The organism is Polynucleobacter ibericus (genome assembly GCF_018687955.1).
Lineage (GTDB): Bacteria > Pseudomonadota > Gammaproteobacteria > Burkholderiales > Burkholderiaceae > Polynucleobacter > Polynucleobacter ibericus.
In genome coordinates this window covers 703650-729639 of the sequence record NZ_CP061309.1, presented here as the reverse complement: position 1 = coordinate 729639, position 25990 = coordinate 703650, and the positions used below count along the sequence as shown (strand labels likewise).

Below are 25990 nucleotides of genomic sequence, written 5' to 3'. Positions count from 1 at the left end.
GATCAGTGGGCCTGGTTGTTTCGGTAAGTCATTACGCCTGCAACGGTATAGAAGGATCCGAAGGTCACAATTCTATCACCCTCACCTGCCAAAGATAGCGCTTTTTGATACGCTAAAGCAGGTTCTGGGAAGCATTCAATACCGCCATCTGCCCCGTTTTTTGGCTTAACGCCAATGGCTTCAAGCTTCTCAGCCAAAGCCTGAGCGCTAGCCGCTCTGGGAGTCGGCAAATCCGTGCAAAACCAGAAATCCACGATATTTAAGAGGGGTTTAATCACCCCCTCAATATCCTTGTCTGCCATAGCCCCAAAAATGGCATAGGTGTAGGGGTGGTAACCCATCTTATCGAGCCCCTGGGACAAAGTGGCAGCGGCATGGGGGTTGTGGGCAACATCTAGCACCACGGTAGGCTGACCTGGCAAAACTTGAAATCGGCCTGGCAGCTCAACGAGAGCAAAGCCATTGCGAATATCTTGGGCGCTAACTGGGAGGCGCTGATGGAGCGCCATCAGGGCGGCTATCACTGCGGAGGCATTGAGTATCTGATTAGCGCCGCGCAGAGCTGGGTAGCCGAGGCCGCTGAAGCGTTTTTTGCGCCCTGCCCAACCCCACTGCTGCTTATCACCCTGGAAGTTGTAGTCACGCCCTTGCAGCCAGAGATCACAGCCCAACTTTTCAGCATGGTCAATAAGTGACTGAGGCGGCACTGGATCACCACAAACTGCAATATGTCCTGGACGGAAGATGCCTGCCTTCTCTAAACCAATGGCTTCGCGTGTCCCACCCAAGAAATCTGCATGATCAATATCAATGCTAGTCACGATGGCGCAGTCTGCATCCACGATATTGACGGCATCTAAACGACCGCCCATACCAACCTCTAATACAACTGCATCTAAATTTGATTTAGCGAACAAATGCATGATGGCTAAAGTGGTGAATTCAAAATACGTCAACGTTGGGGCATCAACCAAACTTACGCGAGCATTTTCAACAGCAGCGAAATGCTCAAGCAAGATATTGTCCTTAACATCTTCACCATTGATGCGAGCACGCTCATTAAATTTGAGTAGGTGTGGAGAGGTGTGGCAACCAACACGATAGCCGGAAGACAAAAGAATGCTCTCCAGAAATGCGCAGGTGGATCCTTTGCCATTCGTACCGGCAACAGTGATGACTGGGCAATCGAAATGCAGATCTAATGCGGCCTTCACACGATTAATTCGCTCCAGACCCATGTCGATCCCAACAGGGTGAGCAGTTTCGAGGTGGCTAAGCCAAGCCTCTAGGCTAGAAAAAATTATGGGGGCTTGGTGTGCTGAGCTCAAGCGCTTAAACGGCTGCGCTACCCGCGATCGCAGGCTCAGGAAGCTTCTGCAACAAAGCAAGCAAGCGGGCAATTTCACCGCGCATCTGACGACGATCTACGATCATGTCAATGCCACCCTTTTGCATCAAGAATTCCGAACGCTGGAATCCCTCTGGTAATTTCTCACGCACAGTCTGCTCAATCACACGCGGTCCAGCAAAGCCAATTAATGCTTTTGGTTCAGCCATCACGACATCACCCATAAAGGCAAAGCTTGCAGAGATACCGCCCATCGTCGGATCGGTAAGAACGCTAATGTAAGGCAAACCTTTTTTTGCCAACAAGGTCAACATCGAGTTGGTCTTGGCCATTTGGAACAGAGATAACAAGCTCTCTTGCATCCGAGCGCCGCCAGTAGCAGTAACGCAAATAAATGCACACTTCTTATTGATGGCTTCCTGTACACCGCGAGCAAAACGCTCACCCACTACAGAGCCCATCGAGCCACCCATGTATTGGAATTCAAAACACGCAGCGACTACGGGGATGGATTCAATCTTGCCGCCCATCACAATCAAGGCTTCGGATTCACCAGAAGCATCGTTTGCTTCTTTTATGCGATCTGGATATTTTTTGGAATCTTTAAACTTCAATGGATCAGTTGGATAAATATCAGCACCAATCTCATACCGACCTTTTTCATCAAGCAAACTATCTAGGCGCAGACGTGCGCCGATACGCATGTGATGACTGCATTTTGGGCAGACAGATAAATTGGCTTCAATATCAGTGCTGTAAAGAACCGTTTCGCAGCTTGGGCACTTAACCCACAATCCTTCCGGTACTGACTTGCGATTTGCAGGATCAGTATGTTGAATTTGGGGTGGGAGTAATTTATCTATCCAGCTCATTAGTTTTAACTATCCAATGCGTCACGAATCTCACGAATGAAGGTTTCCAGTGATTGTACCGCTTGACCAGGGGGCGCATCCTCTAAAAGGCGAATAATTCGGCTACCAATCACGACAGCATCAGCACTGGCAGATACCGCCTTGGCACTAGCGGCATCGCTAATTCCAAAGCCCACAGCAATCGGAACATCCGTTTCTTCCCGAATTTTCGGGATGATGCTGGCTACATCCTGGGTATTCAGGTTAGATGCACCCGTAACTCCTCGCATAGAAACATAATAGATATAACCAGAAGCTATTTTGGCAGCCTCTTTAATACGCTCATGTGATGAAGTTGGCGCCAATAAGAAAATAGGATCAATGCCAGCAACTCGCATACGCGCAGCAAAATCCACACACTCTTCTGGTGGGTAATCCACTACCAAAACACCATCAACCCCAGCCGCTTTTGCTTCAGTTGCAAAACGCTCTGCCCCCATTTGCTCCACTGGATTTGCATAGCCCATTAGAACAACTGGTGTATTGGCATCAGTCTTGCGAAACTCTTTCACCATCTCTAAGCAACTGCGAAGAGTGACGCCTTGAGTCAATGCGCGCTCCGATGATCTCTGAATCACAGGACCGTCAGCCATTGGATCTGAAAACGGAACCCCCAACTCGATCACACTTGAACCGCCACGCACTAATGCGTGCATTAATTCAACGGTTTGTTTAGGATCAGGATCGCCTGCAGTAATAAAAGGAATCAATCCTTTCTTACCGGTTGCTTTTAACTCCTTGAAGAGCGCAGTAATTTTTGACATAGCTATTTTATTTTTCTGTTCTTGTTTTTTTCTTAGCCTTCAGAGCCAGTTGCTTGAGCAACGGTATGCATATCCTTGTCACCACGGCCAGAGAGATTGACCAAGATGGTTTTATCTTTTGGCAAAGTCTTAGCCAGTTTGCAAGCATAGGCAATAGCGTGTGAGGACTCAAGTGCTGGAATGATGCCTTCAATGCGGCAGCAATCATGGAATGCTTGCAGCGCTTCTTCATCGGTAATCGCTACATAGTCCGCGCGACCAGAATCTTTTAACCAGGCATGCTCAGGACCGACGCCGGGATAATCCATGCCAGCAGAAACAGAATGGGTCTCAGAAATCTGACCATTCTCATCTTGCAATAAGTAAGTACGGTTGCCATGCAATACACCAGGCTTGCCTACGCACAGTGCAGCTGAATGCAAGCCACTACCTAATCCATGCCCTGCTGCCTCAACACCAACGAGTTTGACTTCAGGGAAATCAATATACGGATAAAAAATTCCCATGGCATTAGAGCCACCACCGACGCAAGCCAAAACATAATCAGGTTGACGCCCAGTCATCTCCGGCATTTGCACTTTGCACTCTTCACCGATAACGCTTTGGAAATCTCTCACCATCATTGGATAAGGATGGGGGCCGGCAACAGTACCGATAATGTAAAAAGTGTTATCGACGTTTGTCACCCAATCACGCATCGCTTCATTGAGTGCATCCTTCAAAGTCTTGGTACCAGACTCCACTGGAACCACTTTAGCGCCGAGTAATTTCATGCGGAACACATTTTGCGCTTGACGGGCTACGTCAACTGAACCTTGATATACCGTGCAATCAAGACCAAAGCGGGCGCAGATGGTCGCAGTAGCAACACCGTGCTGACCAGCGCCTGTCTCAGCGATGATGCGAGGCTTACCCATACGCTTAGCCAGCATCGCTTGGCCAATCACGTTATTAATCTTATGGGCACCGGTGTGATTTAAATCTTCACGCTTGAGATAGATCTGCGCGCCACCGAGCATTTCGCTCCAACGCTTAGCGTGATAAACCGGGGATGGTCTTCCCACAAAGTGTTTAAGCTCGTAGTGAAACTCTTCAATGAATTCTGGATCGTTCTGATATTTTGCATAGGCTTCTTTGAGCTCATCTAGTGCAAACATCAGCGTCTCAGAAACAAACACGCCGCCATAGGGACCGAAATGTCCTCGTGCATCTGGCTTATCGTACATAGCTACCTCTTTTGATTTTTCTACAGCAAATTATTGGGATGATGTTTTGGCATCTGCTGCACGCACTGCTTCAATAAATTGAATCATGAGTGCAGGGTCCTTAACACCCCTGCTGCTTTCTACGCCACTACTGACGTCAACTGCGCAAGGATGCAGACGTGCAATCGCCTCGCCCACGTTGTGCGTGTTCAATCCACCACTCAAAACGACCCGAGGCGCGTTTTCGCTTACCCATGTTTGTGGAATTCCTTGCCAATCAAAAGGAACGCCTCCGCCACCATAACCCTCAACGAGAGCATCCAGCAGAAAAGCGTTTGCATCCCCATATTGTAGGGAAAAATCATCAAAAGCGAAGCCAGCTCCGACACGAGCAGCCTTCATCCACGGTTCGCCTGCAGCTAGCTGCGCGCAGCGTTCTGGGGTCTCATCCCCGTGAAACTGCCATAAAGTGATCGATGCAACAGCCCGAATAGCGGCAAATTCCTCATCCGAAGCGTTTACAACGAGTCCAACGGCATCTACCCCTGCTGGGAGCCTAGAAATGAGCTGGGCAGCGATATTAGGGCTAACAGCACGCACACTGGGAGGGTAAAAGACAAAGCCAACCGCATCTACCCCTGCAGAAACGGCAGAATCAATATCTGCCGCAATCTTTAAACCACAGATTTTGACCCTAGTACGGCCGGGAGAGTATGTCAGTAAGCCCATAAATGAATGATAAGGCCAAGGGCCTCTTATTGCCTTGGTTTCCCGATAACCCGGGTAGGCAGCCAGGAGTTTTCCAGCAAGGGCTGAGGAATGGCAAATTCGTCTGGGTAGGTAATTTTGGCTAGATACAGCCCATCTGCCATAAAGGTAGGTGCAGCAATTTTTCTATTTTTGGCGGCAAGTACTTCTGACATCCATTCTGCTTTCTGTCTTCCTTGGCCAATCTGTAAAAAGCAACCGACCACATTGCGAATCATGTGATGCAAAAAGGCATTGCCCCGAATCCGAAAATATAACCATGGCTGCTCGGAAATAATCTCAATCGAGTAAATCGTTTTGATTGGTGTTTTACTTTGACACTCTGATGATCTAAATGAGCTGAAGTCATGCTCACCGATTAAACATTGAGCAGCTTTTATCATCCCCTCAATATCGAGCCATTGACTTGGGGGCAACATTAAGTAGCCTGCGCGTGCATGAGACATTGGTGAACGACAGGGTCCTGCTTGTAAGGCATAGATGTATTCACGCTCATAGGCGGAGAAACGTGCGCTAAATTCTTCTGGGACCGGCTTTGCCCAATTCACAACAATAGATGGGGGCAAGAATGAATTCACTCCCCTCACCCATGAAAAGTCTTCACGCTCCACATTGGTATCAAAGTGAACTACCTGACCTAGAGCGTGGACTCCGGTATCGGTCCTACCTGCAGTAATAGTATGTATCGGACAGTCCAGGGCTTGCTCACCGACGAAGGATGAAATCGATTTTTCTAATTCATCCTGAACGGTATTTCGATTAACCTGGGTTTGCCAGCCGGAATAGGGACTGCCGTCATACTGAAGGCCAAGGGCTATACGCATAATCTAGGTATTGCGATGCGAGATCTCTGCTAACAAGCCCTGCGCTTCAATGGTGATTGCTGGGTCAACTGAGCTACTGACATGAAGCACTTCTTCAATCGACTTTTTAGCTGCAGAAAAGTCCTCGATCGTAATATAGGCACGCGCTAGATTTAACTTAACACGTAGGGTATCAGCTAACGGGTTTGATACTGGGGTGCTGATTACAGGGGTCTCTTTTGCCGGCTTTGATAGATCAAGATCAATGCCTTCAAATAACGTCTTAGCACGAGCTGGCATTTCAAAAGGAGATCCAGCTGCAAGTTTCTCCGCTTTACCAAGATCTTTTGCAGAATGGTCGTTTGATGTGTGGAAAGTTGGCACTTCAGAGCGTCTAGCATTACGCGCTAAACCCCAGAGCAATAAACCCGTCAAAGCAATCAAAGCAAGAGCTAGGATTGCTGGCCCAAAACCACCTAGGCCAAAGTTATTGTCTACTGCTTTTTTCTCTTTAGATTTATCTAAGAGCTTTTGCAAATCAGCAATATTCTTTTCTAATTCAGCAACGCGGGCTTTGGTTTGCTCCAGCATTTTCTCTTGGGCAACCAACTCTTCTGTATAGCGACGCTCTTGATCATTCCCATCGGCGCTTGAGCCAATCTTCAGACGATCTTTAGGGACAACTTCTCCGGCTTTAACGCTTCCTGCTTTTCCATTGCCGGCACCAGCCCCTCTTTCTTCGCGCTCTTGACGCCATTGCTCATTGGCATCAGCAACAAACTGATTTGCCTCAGCAGGACTAATGGAACGCAATAGCGCTTGGCTTGGTTTAGATAATTCAGCACCAGCGGCCAGGCGATTGATGCTGCCGCTAGCAAAAGCATCCGGATTAGCTTTAAATAAAGCCATCATGGTTTGATCTAAGGTTGCGCCATCTAATTGAGGTGCAATGATGGCGGCAATCTCAGATAGAGACTGCCCAGGCTTCACCGTAATTTTCTCTGCATTTCCTAATAACAAGGTAAATGTTTTTGTGAGGCTTCCACTAGACCAATTGAGATTAACCAGCACATCTAAAAATGGATCATCCGTCATTGGGACGGAATTGACTGTCTCCACCAGTACCATGAGTTGCTCAGAGCGATTGCGATATACCATCGCCTGTGGGTTGAGTTCTAATATTTTTTGTGAGATACCCAAACGCTCATAGACTGACTTATTAGGCATTGCCACATTCAGGCTAGATAAAGCGCTCTGCTCATCAGCAGCAACTCGAATTGGTATCTCCACCCGCAACGGCTCACCGGGACGTGACTGCAACTGTGGGGCGCCTAAAGAAATAGCGCCCACCATTGTTGACCAGCTCAACAGAACAAAGCTCAGTAGCTTTAACAAGCCTATTTGGCTAATACGAAACATAAAGACTGGATTACTTTTCAAGCAAAATGCGCAGCATGCGACGCAATGGCTCAGCAGCACCCCACAAGAGCTGATCACCAACAGTAAATGCGCCTAAATACTCTGGGCCCATTGCCATCTTATGCAAGCGGCCAATCGGAACAGTTAATGTGCCGCTGATAGCTGCAGGTGACAAATCACGCTCAGTAGTTTCGCGATCATTTGGCACCACTTTCACCCACTGGTTATCTGCAGCCAAAATCGCTTCGATCTCTTTCAGAGGGATGTCTTTTTTCAGCTTTACAGTCAAACCTTGTGAATGGCAACGCATTGCACCAACGCGCACGCATAAACCATCTACCGGAATGCTGCCAGGTGAACGGAATGCTGGTCGGCCTAAGATCTTATTGAACTCCGCGCCACCCTTCCACTCTTCTTTAGTTTGCCCATTGTCCACAGGGACATCGATCCAAGGAATCAAGCTACCAGCCAAGGCAGTATTACGGAAGTTCTTTTTCGGGAAATCAGCAGATCGCAATGTTTCAGTAACCTTGCGATCAATATCCAAGATCCATGAAGATGGATCAGCTAACTCAGTAGCTACGCTGTCACGCAAAGCACCCATCTGCAGCAATAGCTCGCGCATGTTTTGAGCACCAGCACCAGAGGCTGCTTGGTATGTCATGGCACTGATCCACTCAACCATGTCAGCTTTAACCAAGCCGCCCATAGCCATCATCATCAAACTCACAGTGCAATTAGCACCGATCCAATTCTTACCGCCAGCAGCCAAAGCCTTATCAATTACTGGACGATTCACGGGATCCAAAACCAATACTGCGTCATCTTTCATGCGCAATGCACTAGCCGCATCAATCCAGTGACCATTCCACCCAGCTGCACGCAACTTAGGGAAAATCTCATTGGTGTAATCGCCGCCTTGGCAAGTCAGAATGATGTCGCAACGGGATAAAGCTTTGATGTCATTCGCATCTTGCAAAGTACTTTCGCTCTTAGTGACTTTTTGGCCATTGAGCATAGGCACTTCCCCACCCGCCTGGCTGGTACTAAAAAATACGGGCTCGATGAGATCGAAGTCTTTTTCAGCAAGCATACGTTCCATGAGAACGCTGCCAACCATACCGCGCCAGCCAACTAAACCAACCAAAGGAGTTTTTAAATTTGCCATGATGTTTAACTATCTAGTGAATTTGATTTCTGTTTATGTTTATTTTTTTACTTCTTATGCGAGTGCTGCAACAACAGCATCGCCCATTTCTACGGTAGACACTTTTTTCGTGCCTTCGGTATAAATATCAGCAGTGCGTAAACCTTGCGCCAATACTTTTTGCACTGCCTTTTCAATTCTGTCAGCTTCTGCAGGCATTCCTAAGGAATAACGCAGCATCATTGCAGCCGACAAAATCGTTGCCAGTGGATTGGCGATGCCTTTACCAGCAATATCGGGCGCAGATCCATGGCTCGGCTCATACAAGCCCTTATTGTTCTTATCCAAAGAAGCAGACGGCAACATACCAATAGAGCCAGTCAACATGGCGGCTTCATCGGAGAGAATGTCGCCAAACAGATTACCAGTTACCACAACGTCAAACGCCTTTGGCGCTTTAACCAACTGCATTGCGGCGTTATCCACATACATGTGGGATAACTCTACATCTGGATAATCCTTGGAAACACGAATCATCACCTCACGCCAGAGCTGTGAAGTTTCTAGGACGTTTGCTTTGTCAACGCTGCAAACTTTTTTACCACGCTTACGCGCAGCTTCAAATGCAACATGAGCAATACGTTCCACTTCTGGCTCGCTGTAATGCATCGTATCGAATCCTTCACGCGCGCCTTGAAACAAAGGCAACTCTGAAGTGCGAATGCCGCGCGGCTGACCAAAATAGATATCGCCATTGAGTTCGCGCACAATCAAAATATCTAGGCCGCCAATAATTTCAGGCTTAAGGCTAGATGCGGCAGTCAACTCTGGATAACAAATAGCTGGTCTGAAATTGGCGAATAACTCCAAATGCTTACGCAAACCCAATATGGCTTGCTCTGGACGTAACTCTCGTGCAAGGGTGTCGTATTTCCAATCACCCACCGCACCAAACAAAATAGCATCGGCTTTTTTAGCTAGCTCTAAAGTAGCTGGTGGCAAAGGATGTCCAGCGATGTCATAAGCCGCCCCACCTACTGGAGCTTCTTCTAAGTCAAACTTTGGCCCAAGCGCCTGCAGCACTCGAACGGCTTGAGCAACGATTTCCGGGCCGATACCATCGCCCGGTAGGACTGCAATTTTCATGAAAGGCCTTTAAATCAACGAAATTACGGCAATTGTGTAGCGAGCCAAGGCATCTTGAGGATGCGCTCAGCTTCATAAGCCTTGATTTTATCTGCATGTTGCAGAGTTAAGCCAATATCGTCTAAGCCATTGAGTAGGCAGTATTTTCTAAATGGTGCTACTTCGAAGCTGTAAGCAGTTCCATCAGGGGCAATAACCTGCTGAGCCTCTAGATCGATGGTGAGCTGGTAACCGCTAAATGCTTGGGTTTCATTAAAAAGATGGTCAACCTGCATTTCCGTCAAAACAATCGGTAAAACACCGTTTTTGAAACAATTGTTATAGAAGATGTCTGCAAAACTTGGCGCAATCACCGCTCTAAAGCCAAATTGATCTAAAGCCCAAGGAGCATGTTCACGCGAACTACCGCAACCAAAATTTTTACGGGCCAACAGAATCCCGGCACCTTTGTAGCGCGGTTGATTCAATACGAAGTCTGGATTGATTGGACGAGTACTGCAATCCTGACCAGGCTCCCCATGATCAAGATAGCGCCATTCATCAAAAAGATTTTGACCAAAGCCAGTCTTCTTAATCGATTTCAGAAACTGTTTCGGAATAATGGCATCGGTATCCACGTTCTCGCGATTAAGCGGAGCAACTAAACCTTTATATACCGTAAATTTATCCATGATTCTGACTTTAGCTTTATTTGTTTACTTCACAGGAGTAACAACAACGTCCTTACCCTTTGTTTGTGACTGATTATTTTGCTGCGTATTACTTGATCCGCCCATGGAGGTACCCATATTTTGCAGATCCTTACCCATACCTTCCATGGTGCTAGCGCATGCAGAAATGACTAAGCCAACTAAACCTACGAAGGTTAATCTAGCGATTAGCGATAAAAAAGAAAATTTCATTACTCTGTTTCCTTATGAAATCTTGCGAACATCAACAAAGTGACCTTCGATCGCAGCAGCAGCTGCCATTGCTGGGCTGACCAAATGAGTACGACCACCATTACCTTGACGACCTTCAAAGTTACGATTGGAGGTAGAGGCACAGCGCTCTCCTGGTTCTAAGCGATCGGCATTCATAGCCAAACACATAGAGCAACCAGGCTCACGCCATTCGAATCCAGCAGCCTTAAAAATACGATCCAAGCCTTCGCGTTCTGCTTGTGCTTTCACTAAACCGGAGCCAGGCACAACTAATGCCAACTTCACATTAGCGGCGACCTTCTTACCTAAGCGATCTACTACCTTAGCAGCGGCACGCATATCTTCAATACGGCTATTTGTACAAGAGCCGATAAAGACTTTGTCTATAGAGATGCTACTCAGCGGTGTATTTGGCACCAGATCCATGTACTCCAAAGCTCGCTCCATTGCAGAGCGTTTATTTGGATCGCGTTCTTTTTCCGGATCAGGAACACGTTCGCTGATAGCCAGCACCATTTCCGGTGAAGTACCCCAAGTGACTTGCGGAGCAATTTCTTCAGCACGCAATTCCACCACTGCATCAAACTTAGCATCCGCATCTGAATGCAAGGTTCTCCAATATTGCATAGCTTGCAACATCGCAGGACCTTTAGGTGCATAAGGGCGACCTTGAATATATTCAATGGTAGTTTCATCAACCGCAACCAAACCAGCGCGTGCGCCAGCTTCAATTGCCATATTGCACAGTGTCATGCGACCTTCCATGGAAAGGTTGCGAATCGCTTCACCAGCAAACTCAATGGTGTAACCAGTACCGCCTGCTGTGCCAATCTTACCGATGACAGCAAGCACGATATCTTTAGCGGTAGATCCTGGTTGCAAACGCCCATCTACGCGCACCAACATGTTCTTGCTCTTCTTCATGAGCAAAGTTTGAGTTGCTAATACGTGCTCAACTTCAGAAGTGCCAATACCAAATGCCAGGGCACCGAAGGCGCCATGGGTACTCGTATGAGAATCTCCGCAAACTACAGTCATACCAGGCAAAGTTGCGCCCTGCTCTGGTCCGATAACGTGAACGATCCCTTGGCGGGCATCATTCATTTTGTATTGCGTAATACCAAAGGCATCGCAGTTTTGATCCAAGGTATCTACTTGTAGCTTCGAGATGGGGTCTGCAATGCCCTCGGACCGATCAGTCGTTGGTACGTTGTGATCCGAAACTGCCAAGTTGGCAGATATACGCCAAACAGGACGACCAGCCAAATTTAAACCTTCAAATGCCTGAGGACTAGTTACCTCATGTAGCAATTGACGGTCAATATAGATCGTGGCTGTGCCATCCTCTTCAGAGTAAACAACGTGGTCATCCCACAATTTGTCATAAAGCGTACGAGACATGAGTGACCTTAAAAAACTTTATTTACGAACTGTAATGTTTGGAACCTTACGTGCTGTTTCGCCAACATACAACTGACGTGGACGTCCAATCTTGTACTCAGGATCAGTAATCATTTCTTCCCACTGAGCAATCCAACCTACTGTTCTTGCTAGAGCAAAAATACAAGTAAACATTTCTGTTGGGATGCCCAAAGCGCGTTGCACGATGCCAGAGTAGAAATCTACGTTTGGATAGAGCTTACGGCTTACGAAGTAGTCATCTTCCAAAGCAATCTTCTCGAGAGTCATTGCCAACTTGAACAATGGATCATCTTGCAAGCCCAATTCATTCAATACTTCATAGCAAGTCTCACGCATCAATTTAGCGCGTGGGTCAAAGTTTTTATAAACGCGGTGACCAAAGCCCATCAAACGAACGCTAGAGTTCTTATCTTTTACTTGGGCAATGAATTCATGAATCTTATCAACGCCACCTTGGGCTTGAATTTCATTCAACATCTGCAAGCAAGCTTCGTTTGCTCCACCGTGCGCTGGACCCCAAAGGCAAGCAATACCAGCAGAAATCGCTGCAAATGGATTTGTACCTGAAGAACCGCACAAACGCACTGTTGAGGTAGAAGCGTTTTGCTCATGGTCAGCATGCAATGTGAAGATACGATCCAAAGCGCGCACCAATACTGGGTTCACTTTGTAATCTTCACACGGTGTTGCGAACATCATGCGCATAAAGTTTGCTGTATATGACAGAGAGTTATCTGGGTAGATAAATGGCTGTCCTACGGAATATTTATAAGCCATCGCTACCAAAGTTGGCATCTTCGCAATCAAGCGAATTTGCGCTACTTCACGAGCATGCGGATCACTGTAATCAATCTCGTCATGATAGAAGGCTGCCATTGCACCAACCAAGCCAGTCAATACCGACATTGGATGCGCATCACGACGGAAGCCACGCAAGAAGAATTGCATTTGCTCATGCACCATGGTGTGGTGCATGACCATTTCATCGAAGTCTTTTTTCTCAGCAGCGTTTGGCAATTCACCGTTGATTAAGAGATAACAAACTTCCAAGAAGTCGCAGTTGTTTGCTAAATCTTCAATTGGGTAGCCGCGATAGAGCAACTCACCCTTATCGCCATCGATGTAGGTAATTTTGCTATTGCATGACGCAGTAGAAAGAAAGCCTGAATCGTAAGTGAACTTACCTGTCTGACCATAAAGCTTGCGAATGTCGATTACGTCAGGACCGACTGTCCCTTTGTAAATTGGCAGATCAATATCTGGTGTTCCATCCGAAAATGAGAGTTTTGCCTTGATGTCCGATTCAATCATTTCTAATCCTTAGTCATTCAAAATTATGATTAATACACTATTCATTCATACATCCATGCAGCCACTGCACCAAATTGCTGAATTACTTCTCTCTCAGCCTTTGTAAAACCAGTTTGAAAGAGTCTGTATGCATCTCTTTCTCCAAGCTCGCTACAGAATCCTTGCGGCCAATCAATAGATCCATTAAGTCATTGTCATCTAAAGCCAATAACTGACTCAGAACTGATCCATCTTCCACGCTTAACTGAGAGCCGTAACGCTCAAAGAAACGCTGCAGAATTAAATCGTTCTCTAGCAAGCCCCTGCGGGCATCACTTTTTAAACGATATAACTCTGCATTGCCGAGGGTCATACTGCCCTACGAACCATCAACTCCTTGATCTTGCCAATTGCCTTCGTTGGGTTCAAGTGCTTAGGACATACGTCCACGCAATTCATGATGGTATGGCAACGGAACAAGCGGTATGGGTCTTCTAAGTTGTCCAAGCGCTGATTGGTATCTTCATCACGGCTATCGGCAATAAAGCGATAGGCCTGTAACAAGCCCGCTGGGCCAACGAACTTATCTGGGTTCCACCAGAATGATGGGCATGAAGTTGAGCAGGATGCACACAAGATGCACTCATACAAACCATTCAACTCTTCACGCTCTTCAGGACTCTGGAGACGTTCTTTTTCAGGAGGCGGATTGTCGTTTACCAAGTAAGGCTTAATAGACAAGTATTGCTTGAAGAACAAAGTCATATCAACGATCAAATCACGCACAACTGGCAAGCCAGGCAATGGGCGCAATGTGATGACTTTAGGCAATGTCAACATATTGGTCAAACAAGCCAAACCGTTTTTACCGTTAATGTTCATGGCATCTGAACCGCACACGCCTTCACGGCATGAACGACGATAAGAAATGGTTTCGTCTTGCTTTTTCAAAGAAATCAAAGCATCCAACAACATACGCTCGCCAGTGAGTTCTAACTCATAGCGTTCCATGCGTGGCGCTGCATCGACATCTGGATCATAGCGGTAAATTTCGAATATACGGATATCACTCATTTTCTATTTCTCTTCGCTTAGAAAGTACGTTCTTTAGGAGGGAAGGACTCAACAGTCAAGGGCTTCAATACAACTGGCTTGTAGGTCAAACGATTACCTTCGCTATACCAAAGGGTATGCTTCATCCAATTGGCGTCATCACGCTCTTGATGATCATCGTGCGAATGGGCGCCACGACTTTCTTTGCGAGCAGCAGCTGAAATCATGGTTGCATTTGCAGTCTCAACCAAGTTAGCCACTTCCAAAGCTTCGATACGTGCTGTATTGAAAATCTCTGATTTGTCTTTAACCCATAGGTGCTTGGCGCGCTCTGTTAATTTCGCCATTTGACGAACGCCTTCGTCCATCAACTCCTGGTTACGGAATACACCAGCATATTTCTGCATGCACTTACGAATATCGTTCGCAACATCTTGTGCGTACTCGCCCGAAGTTGAGTTATCCAACTTCGCAATACGCTCTAACGTTTGCTCACCGGCGTTTGCAGGCAATGGTTTGAATTCACGATCCTTCAAATTCAAACCAACAATGTGGTTACCTGCTGCGCGACCGAATACCAAGAGGTCGAGCAATGAGTTTGTTCCTAAGCGGTTGGCGCCGTGAACTGAAACACATGAACACTCACCAATCGCATACAAGCCATTAACAATCTCATTGTGAATACCATTCGCTGGCACAACAACTTGACCATTGATATTGGTAGGAATGCCGCCCATCTGATAGTGAATCGTAGGCACAACTGGAATTGGCTCTTTAGTCACGTCCACGTTTGCAAAATTCACACCAATTTCGTAAACCGAAGGCAAACGCTTCATGATGGTTTCGGCGCCAATGTGCGTCAAATCGAGCACAACGTAGTCACCGTTAGGACCACAACCGCGCCCCTCTTTAATCTCTTGGTCCATACAACGTGAAACGAAGTCGCGTGGTGCCAAATCTTTATAAGTTGGCGCATAACGTTCCATGAAACGCTCACCATCTTTATTGCGCAAGATACCGCCTTCACCGCGGCAACCTTCTGTCAACAATACGCCCGCACCGGCTACGCCAGTTGGGTGGAATTGCCAGAATTCCATATCTTCTAATGGAATGCCTGCGCGAGCTGCTAAGCCCATACCGTCGCCAGTATTAATAAATGCGTTTGTAGATGCATCCCAAATACGGCCTGCACCACCAGTAGCCAACATCACAATCTTGGCTTCCAAGATATAAACCTGACCAGTTTCCATTTCGAGAGCGGTAACACCAACAACGTCACCAGCATCATCGCGAATCAAATCTAACGCTAACCACTCAACAAAGAAATTAGTCTTTGCGCGCACGTTACGTTGATACAAAGTGTGCAACATTGCGTGACCAGTACGGTCAGCTGCAGCGCAAGCACGTTGTACTGGCTTCTCGCCGTAGTTTGCAGTGTGGCCACCGAATGGGCGCTGATAAATCGTGCCATCTGGGTTACGGTCAAACGGCATGCCAAAGTGCTCTAACTCGTAAACCACTTTTGGAGCTTCGCGACACATGAACTCGATCACATCTTGGTCACCTAACCAGTCAGATCCCTTGATGGTGTCGTAAAAGTGATAGTGCCAATTATCTTCACTCATATTGCCCAAGGAAGCACCGATACCACCCTGTGCAGCAACAGTATGTGAACGTGTTGGAAATACCTTAGTGAGTACCGCAACATTCAAGCCGGCTTCAGCCAACTGCAATGATGCGCGCATACCTGAACCACCCGCTCCAATAATCACCGCATCAAAACGGCGGCGTGGCAATGATTTTTTAATCGCAGTCATCGAATTACACTTTCCACAAAATTTGAACGGCATAGGCCGCACAGGCTACGAGATACAGAACGGTCAACACTTGAAGTGTCAAACGAATACTGACAGGCTTGATGTAGTCCATCCAGATGTCACGGATACCAATCCATGCGTGATAGAACAAGCTGATGAATGCCAATAGCGTCAATAACTTCATGAATTGGTTGCTAAACAAAGCAGACCAGCCTTCATAAGTTGCGCTACCAGTAATGCAATAGTCGACCAATAGAACAATTGTGAAAACGACCATCACGATCGCAGTTACACGCTGAATAATCCACTCTTTAAGGCCGTAATGCGCACCTACAACTAAGCGCTTTGGTCCAATTTGATAAATAGGCATGAAATTTCCTTAAATGATGTGCGCTTAATACAAGCCGAATAGTTTGAGACCTACAACCGCAGTCAAAGCAAGACCTAAGAAAAATACAAAAATTGCTGAGCGGTTTGCATCAACCTTTTCAACGCCGATCTCTAAGTCCAAAAGGAGGTAACGAATACCAGCGCAGAAATGGTGTAAGAAAGACCAAATTAATCCCAGGCAAATCACTTTCACTAGGAAGTGGCCAGTGATTGCCTGAAACTTTTGATAGCTCACTTCTGAAGCCAAGCTTTGATCCAAGAGATATAGCAAGAAAGGCAGCATTAAAAATAGTGCTGCTCCACTAATACGATGAAGAATCGATACTTTACCGGCCCAAGGAAGGCGGTATTTAATCAATTGTGCAAGACCAATATTTTTATAAACAGGTCTATCTTTTTTTACAGTTTGCTGTGAATCAACCATGGGTAATCTCTATCTTTAGGTGGAGGTTCAGTGTGGTTTTGTTGTATCGCAACATATTCTATTGGAAACCTTAGGGGTGGTGGGGATTTTTTAGCGTTTCAAGGGGTGATTTACTGGTTTTTACTAATCTAGCGCGTCTCTGCCTTAGTTCAATTTGTTTTCGTAATGTTGCTCTGAAGTGTCGTACCTAGCGTGGCGAATTTCTACTGGTTTATTCCCGTATGTGAATGACACGCGCTCAACAGAGAGGAGCGGCGCCCCCTCTTTCAGATGAAGATGTTTTGCCAAGGCTTCGTCGGCAGCAACAGCCTTAATTTTTTCTTCAGCGCGCACCATGTGAGTAGCGTATTGACCTTCATAAAAGGCGTACATAGGGCCATGCCAGGCGTTGAGGGCATCAAGGTCAAGGCCGCTAAAACGGGCTCCGGGCAGCAAAATCTCTTCAAAAACAATGGGTTTGCCAGCAAAACTCTGTACCCGATCGATCTGAATGATGGGGTCCCCTGCCTTTAATTTAAGCAAATCAGCCACATAAGCCGTCGCGGCAGTCTTCTCACAGGTCAAAAATTGGTTGATGAGGTGGAACTTTTCCCCAGAATCAGGAGCTAGACGTAAAAAACGGTATTGCCAGTCGTCCTCTTGGTGGGTGGCAACAAAAGTGCCCTTCCCTTGGCGGCGTACCAGCAGGTTTTGAGAGGCTAGCTCATCAATCGCCTTACGGACAGTGCCTTGGCTGACGGCAAAACGGGCTGCAAGCTCCATTTCACTGGGAATAGCCTCTCCCGGAAGCCATTCCGAGGCTTGCAAACTAGCCAAAATCATCGCCTTAATCTGTTCGTACAGAGGGCTAAATGAGGCAACAGGCAAAGTCACATCAGACAAATTCGCTCCAGACCACTTCAATTAGATAAAATTCAAAGTAATTCTAGTCTTATATAAGACATCATTGACAGTGTAAAGCTAAAGTCCCTACACTTGAATGGATAATAGAAAAGTTTTCATTAATTAACCTTCCTCTGGAGTTATAAGCAATGGCAAAAGCCCCAATGCGTGTCGCCGTAACCGGTGCAGCCGGTCAAATCGGATATTCCCTTCTATTCCGCATCGCCAATGGCGACCTTTTGGGCAAAGATCAGCCCGTCATCCTCCAATTATTGGAAATTCCAGACGAAAAAGCACAAAAGGCGTTGACTGGCGTAATGATGGAGTTGGAAGACTGCGCATTCCCGCTCTTGGCCGGCATGACAGCACACTCTGACCCAATGACTGCATTTAAAGATATCGATGTTGCTCTTTTAGTTGGTGCACGTCCACGTGGTCCTGGCATGGAGCGCAAAGACTTGCTCTCCGCTAACGCACAAATTTTCACAGCGCAAGGTAAGGCATTAAATGCCGTTGCTAAGAAAACTGTAAAAGTATTGGTTGTTGGTAACCCAGCAAATACCAATGCTTACATCGCTATGAAATCTGCACCAGATATTCCTGCGAAAAACTTCACTGCAATGTTGCGCCTCGATCACAACCGCGCCCTCTCGCAATTGGCCAGCAAGTTGAACAAGCCTGTTGCTGATATTGAGAAGTTAGTTGTTTGGGGTAACCACAGCCCAACAATGTACCCAGACTATCGCTTTGCAACGATCGATGGCCAGTCAGTAAAAGATGCTATCAACGATGCAGCATGGAATAAAGATGTTTTCATTCCTACAGTTGGTAAGCGTGGTGCAGCCATCATTGAAGCTCGTGGTCTTTCTTCTGCAGCCTCTGCAGCGAATGCAGCGATTGATCATATTCATGATTGGGTACTCGGTACTAACGGTAAGTGGGTAACGATGGGCATTCCTTCTAAAGGCGAATATGACATTCCTGCTGAAGTAATTTATGGCTTCCCAGTAGTTTGCGAAAACGGCGAATACAAAATGATCGAAGGTTTAGAGATCGATGCATTCTCCCGCGAGCGCATGACTCACACATTGAATGAATTACTCGAAGAGCAAACAGGCGTTAAGCACTTACTCTCTTAAGGAAAATACAGATGAAGAAAAACCTTCTCGCAATTAGCATTCTGCTTGCCAGCCTCTTAGGCGCAGCAAACGTGAGCGCTAATGAAGAAGTGCACACTTGGAGCTGTCAAGACAGTAAGCAGTTCAAAACTGCTGGCTCGACAGAAAAAGTTCGCCTAACTTGGGAATCTAAAAATTACGAGCTAGAGCGTCAGACTTCTTTGCCTGGCAGCTTACGTTACAAGAACACCAACTCAGGTTTTGACCTTGTGGTGCTCGGCAACAAGGCAATGTTATTCAACATTAAAGCAGGTATTCGACTCGCCGATTTCTGCCAAACAGCAGATATGAAGACCGGCAAGTTACCGCATTTGTTTGCCGGCGCGGAACCATTTGTGCAGAATTAATTTCTGACATCGCATTAAACAAAAAAGCCGAGAGATCCTCGGCTTTTTTGTTATCTAATGAAATAAAGGCTGCTGTGATGGTGCGTCATCCGGCATCTCCGCATGTACCGCCTCACCCGAGCGGTCCGGAAATAAGGGTGCACCACAATCATCACAAAGCTCAGGATCAAATAACATGGCATGACGGAATACATCATCTACTCCCGCATCATGTAGGGCGTCACAAATCTTCTTGATTGGACTTTCGTCATCTGACAAATCATTCAAGGCATCACTCGCCACACTCTCGCGATCATAGAGGGGCCAGATCACGCCATACATTATCTCGGACGATCCTTTGGCACTGAAGGCAATACGATATTCATCTGCCTGCTCTTCACCAAATGCGCCAACGACACAAGACAGGCCGGCAGGCAAGATGCCGAGAGTACTTTCCAGAAAATTGACTGCAGCACGAATACTCAAAGGTCGCACATGTTTATCAGCGAGGCGGCAGTTTGTGAAATACGCCTCAGGTAGTAAGAGCTCAAACTCACAGCCCGGTAATAAAGAGGCAATAGGTTCTTGCATGGCGTTTTGCCAACCGATCAAACTCACGCCACGCTCTTGACGAGCTGGCGGCTCAGCCTGCCAACGGAAGATTGGCGAACCAGCGGGTGCACTTAGGGCAGCAATGATGAAACGGGGGTCAGCCAAAACAGCTATGGTCTCCGACATGTCGCGCAACTCAAGTTTGACGTCTTTTCCAGAAATGGCTGCACTTGCTAATGATTCAGTCAGGATGCGAGTTTGGCAATGTGAATGAGGCATTTGATCAATGCTGTACAACCAAGGAACGATTGCTAGACGTGTGTCCGTTGAGGCAATAGCACTATGCAATGCTTGAGCAGTAGATTCGATGATATTCGTTGGCAGTGGGCCAGAAGGAATTTGGTAGCGCGTATGAGCAACGATTGGCATCGCCAATAACACCACATCCCACTCCTGCCCTTCGTGCTCGATTCTTAGGGATTCAGCCAAGGTTTCCGCGATATCAGCAAGCACCTCAAAGGCTACAGTATTAATCCGAAAGGTTTGATCTAAGGCGGCATCAATCACATTTTGATTTTGACTTTTGAGTAAGCGCATTAAGCGCACATTCAAGCGCTCCTCCCAAAAGCGGTCTTCGACTTGACTTCCAGAAGCAGCCAAAGAAATAGCGTCAGCTACCAACTTTTCCACCTCTGGGGAATTACGCTGCGAAGATTTAGTGCGATGTACGGCCATTATTTTCTTTCTGCCCTTCTAAATACCGGCTTATCCAACTTAGATTCAGCGGCATAGTACTTATATCCATCCAAATTAAAGCCTTTTAAGTCTGCTGGATCTTTAATGCGATTTTCAACCACATATCGCGCCATTAAACCGCGAGCGCGCTTGGCATAAAAAGAAATAATCTTGTACTTACCATCCTTGGCATCCTGAAATACCGGGGAAATCACTTGGCAATCTAAGTCTTTAGGCTGGAGCACCTTGAAATACTCTTCCGAAGCCAAATTGAGCAAGACAGGCTTCTTTTGCTTTTCTAAGACCTTCTTGATGGAGTCGGTCACTCTACTACCCCAGAATGCATAGAGATCTTTACCTCTGGCATTCTTGAAGGAAGTGCCCATCTCTAGGCGATAGGGCTGCATCAAGTCTAAGGGCTTGAGTGCGCCGTAGAGACCAGACAGAATCCGGATATGGTCTTGAGCAAACTGAACAGACTTGGCATCGAGGGTTTTGACATCAAAACCATCGTAGACATCGCCATCAAAGGCATAGATTGCTGGCTTGCTGTTCTCTTCCGTGAACTTCTTAGTCCAATCTCGATAGCGGCCGACATTTAAAACGGCCAATTGATCAGATAAACCCATCAATTTAGAGAGATCTTGGGGTGCCAATTTCTTAAGATCGGCAATCAGCTTAGCGGATTCTGAGACAAACTCGGGCAAGGTCGGCGCCTTGACCTTAACGGGTGTCTTGTAATCCAAGGATTTAGCGGGTGAAAGGACGATCAGCATGGCACAATTTGTTTATGTATTTTTACCATTCTAGCGACTACCCGCTATCTCCGCTTTAAAAGACAGGACGCCACCCTCCACCGCCATGAACCCGCTTGAGATCCCCTCTTTTCCAAGTCGCCTACCGCAGGTTGGAACTACGATCTTTACTGTGATGTCAGCGCTTGCAGCAGAGCATCAAGCAATCAATCTTGGTCAAGGATTTCCTGATTTTCCATGCGATCGAAAGTTGATTGGCGAAGTAAATGAAGCGATGTTGGCTGATCGCAATCAATATCCGCCCATGATTGGTATTGCAGAGTTACGCAATGGCATTAGTCAGAAGATTCAAAACTTATACGGTCATCACTTTGATGCCGATACCGATATCACCATTACCGCCGGTGGTACACAAGGTATTTTGACGGCCATACTCGCTTGCGTTAGCCCAGGCGATGAAGTCATCATTATTGAACCAGCATATGACAGCTATCGGCCTTCAATCGAATTGGCGGGTGGCAAAACGATTGCCATTTCTATGCAAGTGTCTCGTGATGAGCATGGGCAAGTTGCTTCTTATGAAATTCCTTGGGATGCCTTGGCCAAGGCAATCAATCCTAAAACCCGAATACTTATTATTAATACGCCACATAACCCTACTGGAATGGTTTGGGGCAAGACTGACTTAGATCGTCTCGCAGATTTGCTGCGCAATACTTCCACATTGATTTTGAGTGACGAAGTCTATGAGCATATGGTCTATGACGGAGCACAGCACCACAGTGTTGCTTCTCATCCTGAGCTTGCCGCTAGGAGCTTTCTGGTTTCTAGCTTTGGCAAGACTTATCACGTGACTGGTTGGAAAGTGGGTTATGTTGCCGCACCCCCTTCGCTTACTAAAGAATTTCGCAAGGTTCATCAGTTCAATGTATTTACTGTTAACACACCAATGCAGTATGGCTTAGCATCCTATTTATCTGATGCCAAACATTATTTAAATCTTCCGGCTTTTTATCAAGCTAAGCGTGATTTTTTTAGAGCAGGCTTGAGCAAAACTAAATTTAAATTACTCCCTACTCCAGGCACCTATTTTCAGTGCGTGGATTACTCGGCATTAAACATTCCCCAAGCAAAATTCAATGAGGCTGACTTTTGTAAATGGCTTACAACTGAAATTGGAGTGGCAGCTATACCTGTCTCCGCTTTTTATGAGCAAGCTACTGAATCAGGCGTCATTCGTTTTTGTTTCGCTAAACAAAATCAAACACTGACAAGTGCTTTACAACATTTAGAAACTATCTAGAGGACGAAATGGCCAAACAAAAATCTACCGTAATTGATGTGTACAGCTGGCCCACACCGAATGGCCACAAGGTACACATCATGCTCGAAGAATGCGGTTATCGCCTAGGTCATGACTGGATCGCTCATCCGATTGATATTGGCGCTGGCGATCAATTTGCAGCCAAGTTCTTAAAGATCAGCCCCAATAACAAGATTCCTGCGATCGTTGATCCAAATGGTCCGGATGGCAAACCTATCAGCCTCTTTGAGTCAGGTGCGATCCTGCTCTATTTAGCTGGTAAGACTGGTAAGTTCCTGCCTCAAGATACCCGCGGCAAATATGAAGTTCTGCAGTGGCTCATGTTCCAAATGGGAGGCTTAGGCCCTATGCTTGGGCAAAACCACCATTTTCGACTCTATGCACCTGAGAAGATTGAATACGCTATCAACCGCTACACCAATGAAGCTAAACGCATCTATGGGGTCTTGGATCGTCAACTGAAAGATAATCCCTATATTGCCGGGAAATCTTATTCAATTGCCGATATTGCGATTTATCCATGGACTCGTAATTGGAAAAATCAAGGTATTGAGATTAATGACTACCCGTATTTCAAAAAGTGGTTTGAAAAGATTGGTGCACGACCAGCGGTGCAGCGTGGTTGTGAAGTATTGACGGCATTACGTAAGCCTTTGCATGATGCCAAGGCGAGAGAGCAGTTATTTGGTTCAACCCAGTATCAAAAGAGGAAATAAGATGAGCATTCAATCAGTAGGCGTCATTGGTGCAGGCACTATGGGTAATGGTATTGCGCAGGTGTGTGCAGTAGCCGGCTTAAATGTTGTCATGGTTGATATTAATGAGGCAGCCGTTCAGCGTGGTCTCGATCAAATTAGCAAGAGCTTAGATCGCCTTGTCAAAAAAGAAACTCTCACAGCAGAAGCAAAAGAAGCAGCCCTCAAACGCATCAAAGGCAGCACTACTTACGCTGACTTCAAGGGTCTGGGATTAGTGATTGAAGCGGCCACTGAGAATCAAGCGATTAAAGAAAAGATTCTCAAACAAGTAGATGAAATTGTCAGTAAAGACACCATCATTGCCACTAATACCTCATCTCTGTCTATTACTAAATTGGCAGCGCTTGATTCCAATCCTGCGCGCTTTATTGGCATGCACTTCTTTAACCCGCCGCCCCTGATGGCCTTGGTGGAAGTGATTCGCGGGCTCCAAACCAGTGACGCTACACACGCTGCCATTATTGAGATGGCCAAGCGTATTGGCAAAGAACCAATCACTGTGAAAAACTCACCAGGCTTTGTAGTGAATCGTATTTTGCTACCTATGATTAACGAAGCATTCTTTGTTTTATCCGAAGGACTTGCTAGCCCAGAAGATATTGATGCCGGCATGAAGTTGGGCTGCAATCAACCGATTGGACCTTTAGCATTAGCAGATTTAATTGGCCTAGACACTTGCTTAGCAGTGATGGAAGTCTATTTTGAAAACTTCAGTGACTCTAAATATCGCCCTTGCCCACTACTACGTGAAATGGTTGCTGCCGGCTATCTCGGTCGCAAAACTGGACGCGGCGTATATACCTACGACAAATAATTTGCTTCCTATTTTCCTTATTTAGAAACCCTTATCGTGAATCCCATTCCTCCTTTAGTTCGCAAGCTTGGCTATGCCGGTCTTATTCCATTCATTGGGTTAGCCTTAATGGTTCAATTAGCACCAACGCCTGTGAACTACTTAAGCGCTGAATCTTTAGCGGGTTATGCGGCTGTGATCACTTCATTTATGGGAGCATTGCATTGGGGCGCTAATTTACATCTGTTAGGAAAAGCGCCTGCTGGCGACCGCTGGGAAGACCGCAACGCTTGGATCTGGGGGGTTATTCCGGCGCTCGTAGCCTGGATGGCGCTACATATCTATATTCCAGTAGGCCTGCTCATTCTGGCGTCCACCTTACTGATTCAACGCAATATTGATCAGAATACATATCAATATTATTTCACCGACGAAGCTGCGCGCTCTGCATTTATGACGATGCGCAATCGCCTGACCTATATTGCTGCCGCCTGTTTAACCTGGGCCTCTTTAGTGATTCTTTTTATTCAAGCATGATGCAATGAGCAGTCTTTTTGATAGCGCACCGCCTCCACCTTTAGCAGAAGCACTGCGTCCAAAAACGATTGAAGAAGTCATTGGGCAGACCCATTTATTAGCAAGCGGTAAACCACTCAATCTTGCATTTGCTTCGGGTAAGCCACATTCGATGATTTTGTGGGGACCTCCAGGCGTCGGTAAAACTACCTTGGCGCGTCTCTCGGCTAAAGCCTTTGATCGAGAATTCATTGCAATCTCTGCGGTGCTAGCTGGCGTAAAAGAAATTCGTGAGTCAATTGAGCAAGCCCAACAAAATATGGCTCAGTACGGCAAGCAAACAATCTTATTTGTAGATGAGATTCACCGCTTTAATAAAAGCCAGCAGGATGCCCTGCTACCCCATGTGGAATCAGGCTTATTTACCTTTATTGGCGCCACTACCGAGAACCCGTCTTTTGAAGTGAATTCTGCACTGTTGTCGCGTGCGCAGGTGTACGTACTGAAGTCGCTGTCCTCTGATGAATTGAAATCACTCTTTGATCGCGCGCACCAATATGCGATGCCTGGCGTGCAATTTGAATCTACTGCAATTGACACCCTGATTGCCAATGCGGATGGCGATGCTAGGCGTCTTCTCAACTTAGTTGAGCAAGTGCGCAATGCAGTACTCACTCCCGGTGCAGAAGTAAAGATTGTTAATCAAGCATTTATTGAAAATGCGCTTAGTGCTCAAGCGCGACGCTTTGATAAAGGTGGGGATCATTTCTACGATCAAATCTCTGCTCTGCATAAATCTGTGCGAGGCTCTAATCCCGATGCGGCCTTGTATTGGTTTTGCCGCATGCTCGATGGTGGCGCAGACCCGCGGTATCTGGCAAGAAGAATCATTCGCATGGCTTGGGAAGATATAGGCTTAGCAGACCCAAGAGCAATGCAATTGACTAATGATGCCGCTCAGACCTATGAAAGGCTGGGCTCTCCAGAAGGCGAGCTTGCCCTTGGACAGGCAATAGTTTATCTGGCGGTAGCCTCTAAGAGCAATGCCAGTTACAACGCTTTTAATGCTGCACGCGCTTATGTGGCTAACGATCAATCTAAGCCTGTACCCAACCATCTGCGTAACGCTCCAACTAAGCTGATGAAAGAATTAGGTCATGGCAAGGCGTATCGCTACGCACATGATGAACCTCATGCTTATGCTGCTGGTGAATCGTATTTGCCAGAAGGCATGAAAGATCCGCATTGGTATGAGCCCGTTGAGCGTGGCCTCGAGTCACAAATCAAAGAGAAATTGGCATTCTTGAAAAAGCTTGATGAAGAGCATAAGAAGAAGTAATG

Annotated in this window: 28 protein-coding genes; 7 read left to right on the top strand and 21 right to left on the bottom strand. The window is 46.6% G+C overall.

Annotated features, from left to right (window positions below; translation table 11 throughout):
- Positions 1 to 2 precede the first annotated feature (2 nt).
- The 19 genes from folC to AOC20_RS03695 all read right to left on the bottom strand — a co-directional run bounded on the left by folC (position 3) and on the right by AOC20_RS03695 (position 17733).
- Positions 3 to 1328, bottom strand: coding sequence for a bifunctional tetrahydrofolate synthase/dihydrofolate synthase (folC, locus tag AOC20_RS03785; protein ID WP_215361623.1), 1326 nt, complete (start codon positions 1326 to 1328; stop codon positions 3 to 5).
- 4 nt (positions 1329 to 1332) lie between these two features.
- Positions 1333 to 2220, bottom strand: a complete 888-nt coding sequence (gene accD, locus AOC20_RS03780) for an acetyl-CoA carboxylase, carboxyltransferase subunit beta (RefSeq protein ID WP_215361622.1) — start codon at positions 2218 to 2220, stop codon at positions 1333 to 1335.
- A 5-nt stretch (positions 2221 to 2225) separates the two neighbouring features.
- Positions 2226 to 3023 (bottom strand): tryptophan synthase subunit alpha, encoded by a 798-nt coding sequence (trpA, locus tag AOC20_RS03775; RefSeq protein WP_215361620.1) that lies wholly within the window; start codon positions 3021 to 3023, stop codon positions 2226 to 2228.
- 32 nt (positions 3024 to 3055) lie between these two features.
- Positions 3056 to 4249: a tryptophan synthase subunit beta gene (gene trpB, locus AOC20_RS03770; protein ID WP_215361618.1), complete on the bottom strand. Its 1194-nt coding sequence runs from the start codon at positions 4247 to 4249 to the stop codon at positions 3056 to 3058.
- Positions 4250 to 4279: 30 nt separating this feature from the next.
- Positions 4280 to 4957: a phosphoribosylanthranilate isomerase gene (locus tag AOC20_RS03765; RefSeq protein ID WP_215361616.1), complete on the bottom strand. Its 678-nt coding sequence runs from the start codon at positions 4955 to 4957 to the stop codon at positions 4280 to 4282.
- Between the two features lie 26 nt (positions 4958 to 4983).
- Positions 4984 to 5823, bottom strand: coding sequence for a tRNA pseudouridine(38-40) synthase TruA (gene truA / locus AOC20_RS03760; RefSeq protein WP_215362149.1), 840 nt, complete (start codon positions 5821 to 5823; stop codon positions 4984 to 4986).
- Positions 5824 to 7218 carry a FimV/HubP family polar landmark protein gene (locus AOC20_RS03755; RefSeq protein ID WP_215361615.1) on the bottom strand — a complete coding sequence of 465 codons (1395 nt, stop codon included), beginning with the start codon at positions 7216 to 7218 and terminating at the stop codon, positions 5824 to 5826.
- A 10-nt stretch (positions 7219 to 7228) separates the two neighbouring features.
- Positions 7229 to 8386 (bottom strand): aspartate-semialdehyde dehydrogenase, encoded by a 1158-nt coding sequence (gene asd, locus AOC20_RS03750; protein ID WP_215361613.1) that lies wholly within the window; start codon positions 8384 to 8386, stop codon positions 7229 to 7231.
- 54 nt (positions 8387 to 8440) lie between these two features.
- On the bottom strand, positions 8441 to 9511 hold the full coding sequence (gene leuB, locus AOC20_RS03745) for a 3-isopropylmalate dehydrogenase (RefSeq protein ID WP_215361611.1): 1071 nt from the start codon (positions 9509 to 9511) through the stop codon (positions 8441 to 8443).
- A 23-nt stretch (positions 9512 to 9534) separates the two neighbouring features.
- On the bottom strand, positions 9535 to 10182 hold the full coding sequence (gene leuD, locus AOC20_RS03740) for a 3-isopropylmalate dehydratase small subunit (protein ID WP_215361609.1): 648 nt from the start codon (positions 10180 to 10182) through the stop codon (positions 9535 to 9537).
- A gap of 24 nt (positions 10183 to 10206) precedes the next feature.
- Entirely contained in the window at positions 10207 to 10413 is a 207-nt protein-coding gene (locus tag AOC20_RS03735; RefSeq protein ID WP_215361607.1) for a hypothetical protein, read from the bottom strand.
- 12 nt (positions 10414 to 10425) lie between these two features.
- Complete coding sequence (gene leuC / locus AOC20_RS03730; protein WP_215361606.1) at positions 10426 to 11835, bottom strand: 3-isopropylmalate dehydratase large subunit; 1410 nt, start codon at positions 11833 to 11835, stop codon at positions 10426 to 10428.
- An 18-nt stretch (positions 11836 to 11853) separates the two neighbouring features.
- Complete coding sequence (gltA, locus tag AOC20_RS03725) at positions 11854 to 13167, bottom strand: citrate synthase (RefSeq protein ID WP_215361604.1); 1314 nt, start codon at positions 13165 to 13167, stop codon at positions 11854 to 11856.
- Positions 13168 to 13249: 82 nt separating this feature from the next.
- A complete protein-coding gene (locus AOC20_RS03720; RefSeq protein WP_215361602.1) occupies positions 13250 to 13519 on the bottom strand; it encodes a succinate dehydrogenase assembly factor 2 in 270 nt (89 codons plus the stop codon).
- Positions 13516 to 14220, bottom strand: a complete 705-nt coding sequence (locus tag AOC20_RS03715) for a succinate dehydrogenase iron-sulfur subunit (protein WP_215361600.1) — start codon at positions 14218 to 14220, stop codon at positions 13516 to 13518. Before AOC20_RS03715 ends, AOC20_RS03720 begins: the two co-directional genes overlap by 4 nt.
- A 17-nt stretch (positions 14221 to 14237) precedes the next feature.
- The gene (gene sdhA / locus AOC20_RS03710; RefSeq protein WP_215361598.1) at positions 14238 to 16016 is read right to left on the bottom strand and encodes a succinate dehydrogenase flavoprotein subunit; all 1779 of its coding nucleotides are present in this window, start codon (positions 16014 to 16016) and stop codon (positions 14238 to 14240) included.
- A gap of 4 nt (positions 16017 to 16020) precedes the next feature.
- A complete protein-coding gene (gene sdhD, locus AOC20_RS03705; RefSeq protein ID WP_072582237.1) occupies positions 16021 to 16386 on the bottom strand; it encodes a succinate dehydrogenase, hydrophobic membrane anchor protein in 366 nt (121 codons plus the stop codon).
- A 24-nt stretch (positions 16387 to 16410) separates the two neighbouring features.
- Positions 16411 to 16830, bottom strand: coding sequence for a succinate dehydrogenase, cytochrome b556 subunit (gene sdhC / locus AOC20_RS03700; protein ID WP_215361596.1), 420 nt, complete (start codon positions 16828 to 16830; stop codon positions 16411 to 16413).
- Positions 16831 to 16974: 144 nt separating this feature from the next.
- Positions 16975 to 17733 (bottom strand): GntR family transcriptional regulator, encoded by a 759-nt coding sequence (locus AOC20_RS03695; protein ID WP_251373152.1) that lies wholly within the window; start codon positions 17731 to 17733, stop codon positions 16975 to 16977.
- Between the two features lie 128 nt (positions 17734 to 17861).
- On the opposite strand from AOC20_RS03695, the gene AOC20_RS03690 reads away from it, so the two are divergent.
- Together AOC20_RS03690 and AOC20_RS03685 are read left to right on the top strand one after the other, a co-directional pair.
- The gene (locus AOC20_RS03690) at positions 17862 to 18851 is read left to right on the top strand and encodes a malate dehydrogenase (RefSeq protein ID WP_215361594.1); all 990 of its coding nucleotides are present in this window, start codon (positions 17862 to 17864) and stop codon (positions 18849 to 18851) included.
- Between the two features lie 11 nt (positions 18852 to 18862).
- Positions 18863 to 19237 carry a hypothetical protein gene (locus AOC20_RS03685; protein ID WP_215361592.1) on the top strand — a complete coding sequence of 125 codons (375 nt, stop codon included), beginning with the start codon at positions 18863 to 18865 and terminating at the stop codon, positions 19235 to 19237.
- A gap of 54 nt (positions 19238 to 19291) precedes the next feature.
- Here AOC20_RS03685 and AOC20_RS03680 read toward each other — a convergent pair whose 3' ends face one another.
- Both AOC20_RS03680 and yaaA read right to left on the bottom strand, forming a co-directional pair.
- On the bottom strand, positions 19292 to 20503 hold the full coding sequence (locus AOC20_RS03680) for a DUF2863 family protein (RefSeq protein ID WP_215361590.1): 1212 nt from the start codon (positions 20501 to 20503) through the stop codon (positions 19292 to 19294).
- Positions 20503 to 21279 (bottom strand): peroxide stress protein YaaA, encoded by a 777-nt coding sequence (gene yaaA, locus AOC20_RS03675; RefSeq protein WP_215361588.1) that lies wholly within the window; start codon positions 21277 to 21279, stop codon positions 20503 to 20505. The genes AOC20_RS03680 and yaaA overlap by 1 nt, the downstream gene beginning before the upstream one ends.
- Positions 21280 to 21364: 85 nt before the next feature.
- Here yaaA and AOC20_RS03670 point away from each other — a divergent pair, with 85 nt between their 5' ends.
- The 5 genes from AOC20_RS03670 to AOC20_RS03650 are packed head-to-tail and all read left to right on the top strand — an operon-like array spanning position 21365 to position 25988.
- A complete protein-coding gene (locus AOC20_RS03670) occupies positions 21365 to 22561 on the top strand; it encodes a pyridoxal phosphate-dependent aminotransferase (RefSeq protein WP_215361586.1) in 1197 nt (398 codons plus the stop codon).
- An 8-nt stretch (positions 22562 to 22569) separates the two neighbouring features.
- The gene (locus tag AOC20_RS03665) at positions 22570 to 23298 is read left to right on the top strand and encodes a glutathione binding-like protein (protein ID WP_215361585.1); all 729 of its coding nucleotides are present in this window, start codon (positions 22570 to 22572) and stop codon (positions 23296 to 23298) included.
- A gap of 1 nt (position 23299) precedes the next feature.
- Positions 23300 to 24154, top strand: coding sequence for a 3-hydroxybutyryl-CoA dehydrogenase (locus AOC20_RS03660; protein WP_215361583.1), 855 nt, complete (start codon positions 23300 to 23302; stop codon positions 24152 to 24154).
- 36 nt (positions 24155 to 24190) lie between these two features.
- Positions 24191 to 24670 (top strand): DUF3429 domain-containing protein, encoded by a 480-nt coding sequence (locus tag AOC20_RS03655; RefSeq protein WP_251373151.1) that lies wholly within the window; start codon positions 24191 to 24193, stop codon positions 24668 to 24670.
- Positions 24671 to 24674: 4 nt separating this feature from the next.
- The gene (locus AOC20_RS03650) at positions 24675 to 25988 is read left to right on the top strand and encodes a replication-associated recombination protein A (RefSeq protein WP_215361581.1); all 1314 of its coding nucleotides are present in this window, start codon (positions 24675 to 24677) and stop codon (positions 25986 to 25988) included.
- Positions 25989 to 25990 lie beyond the last annotated feature (2 nt).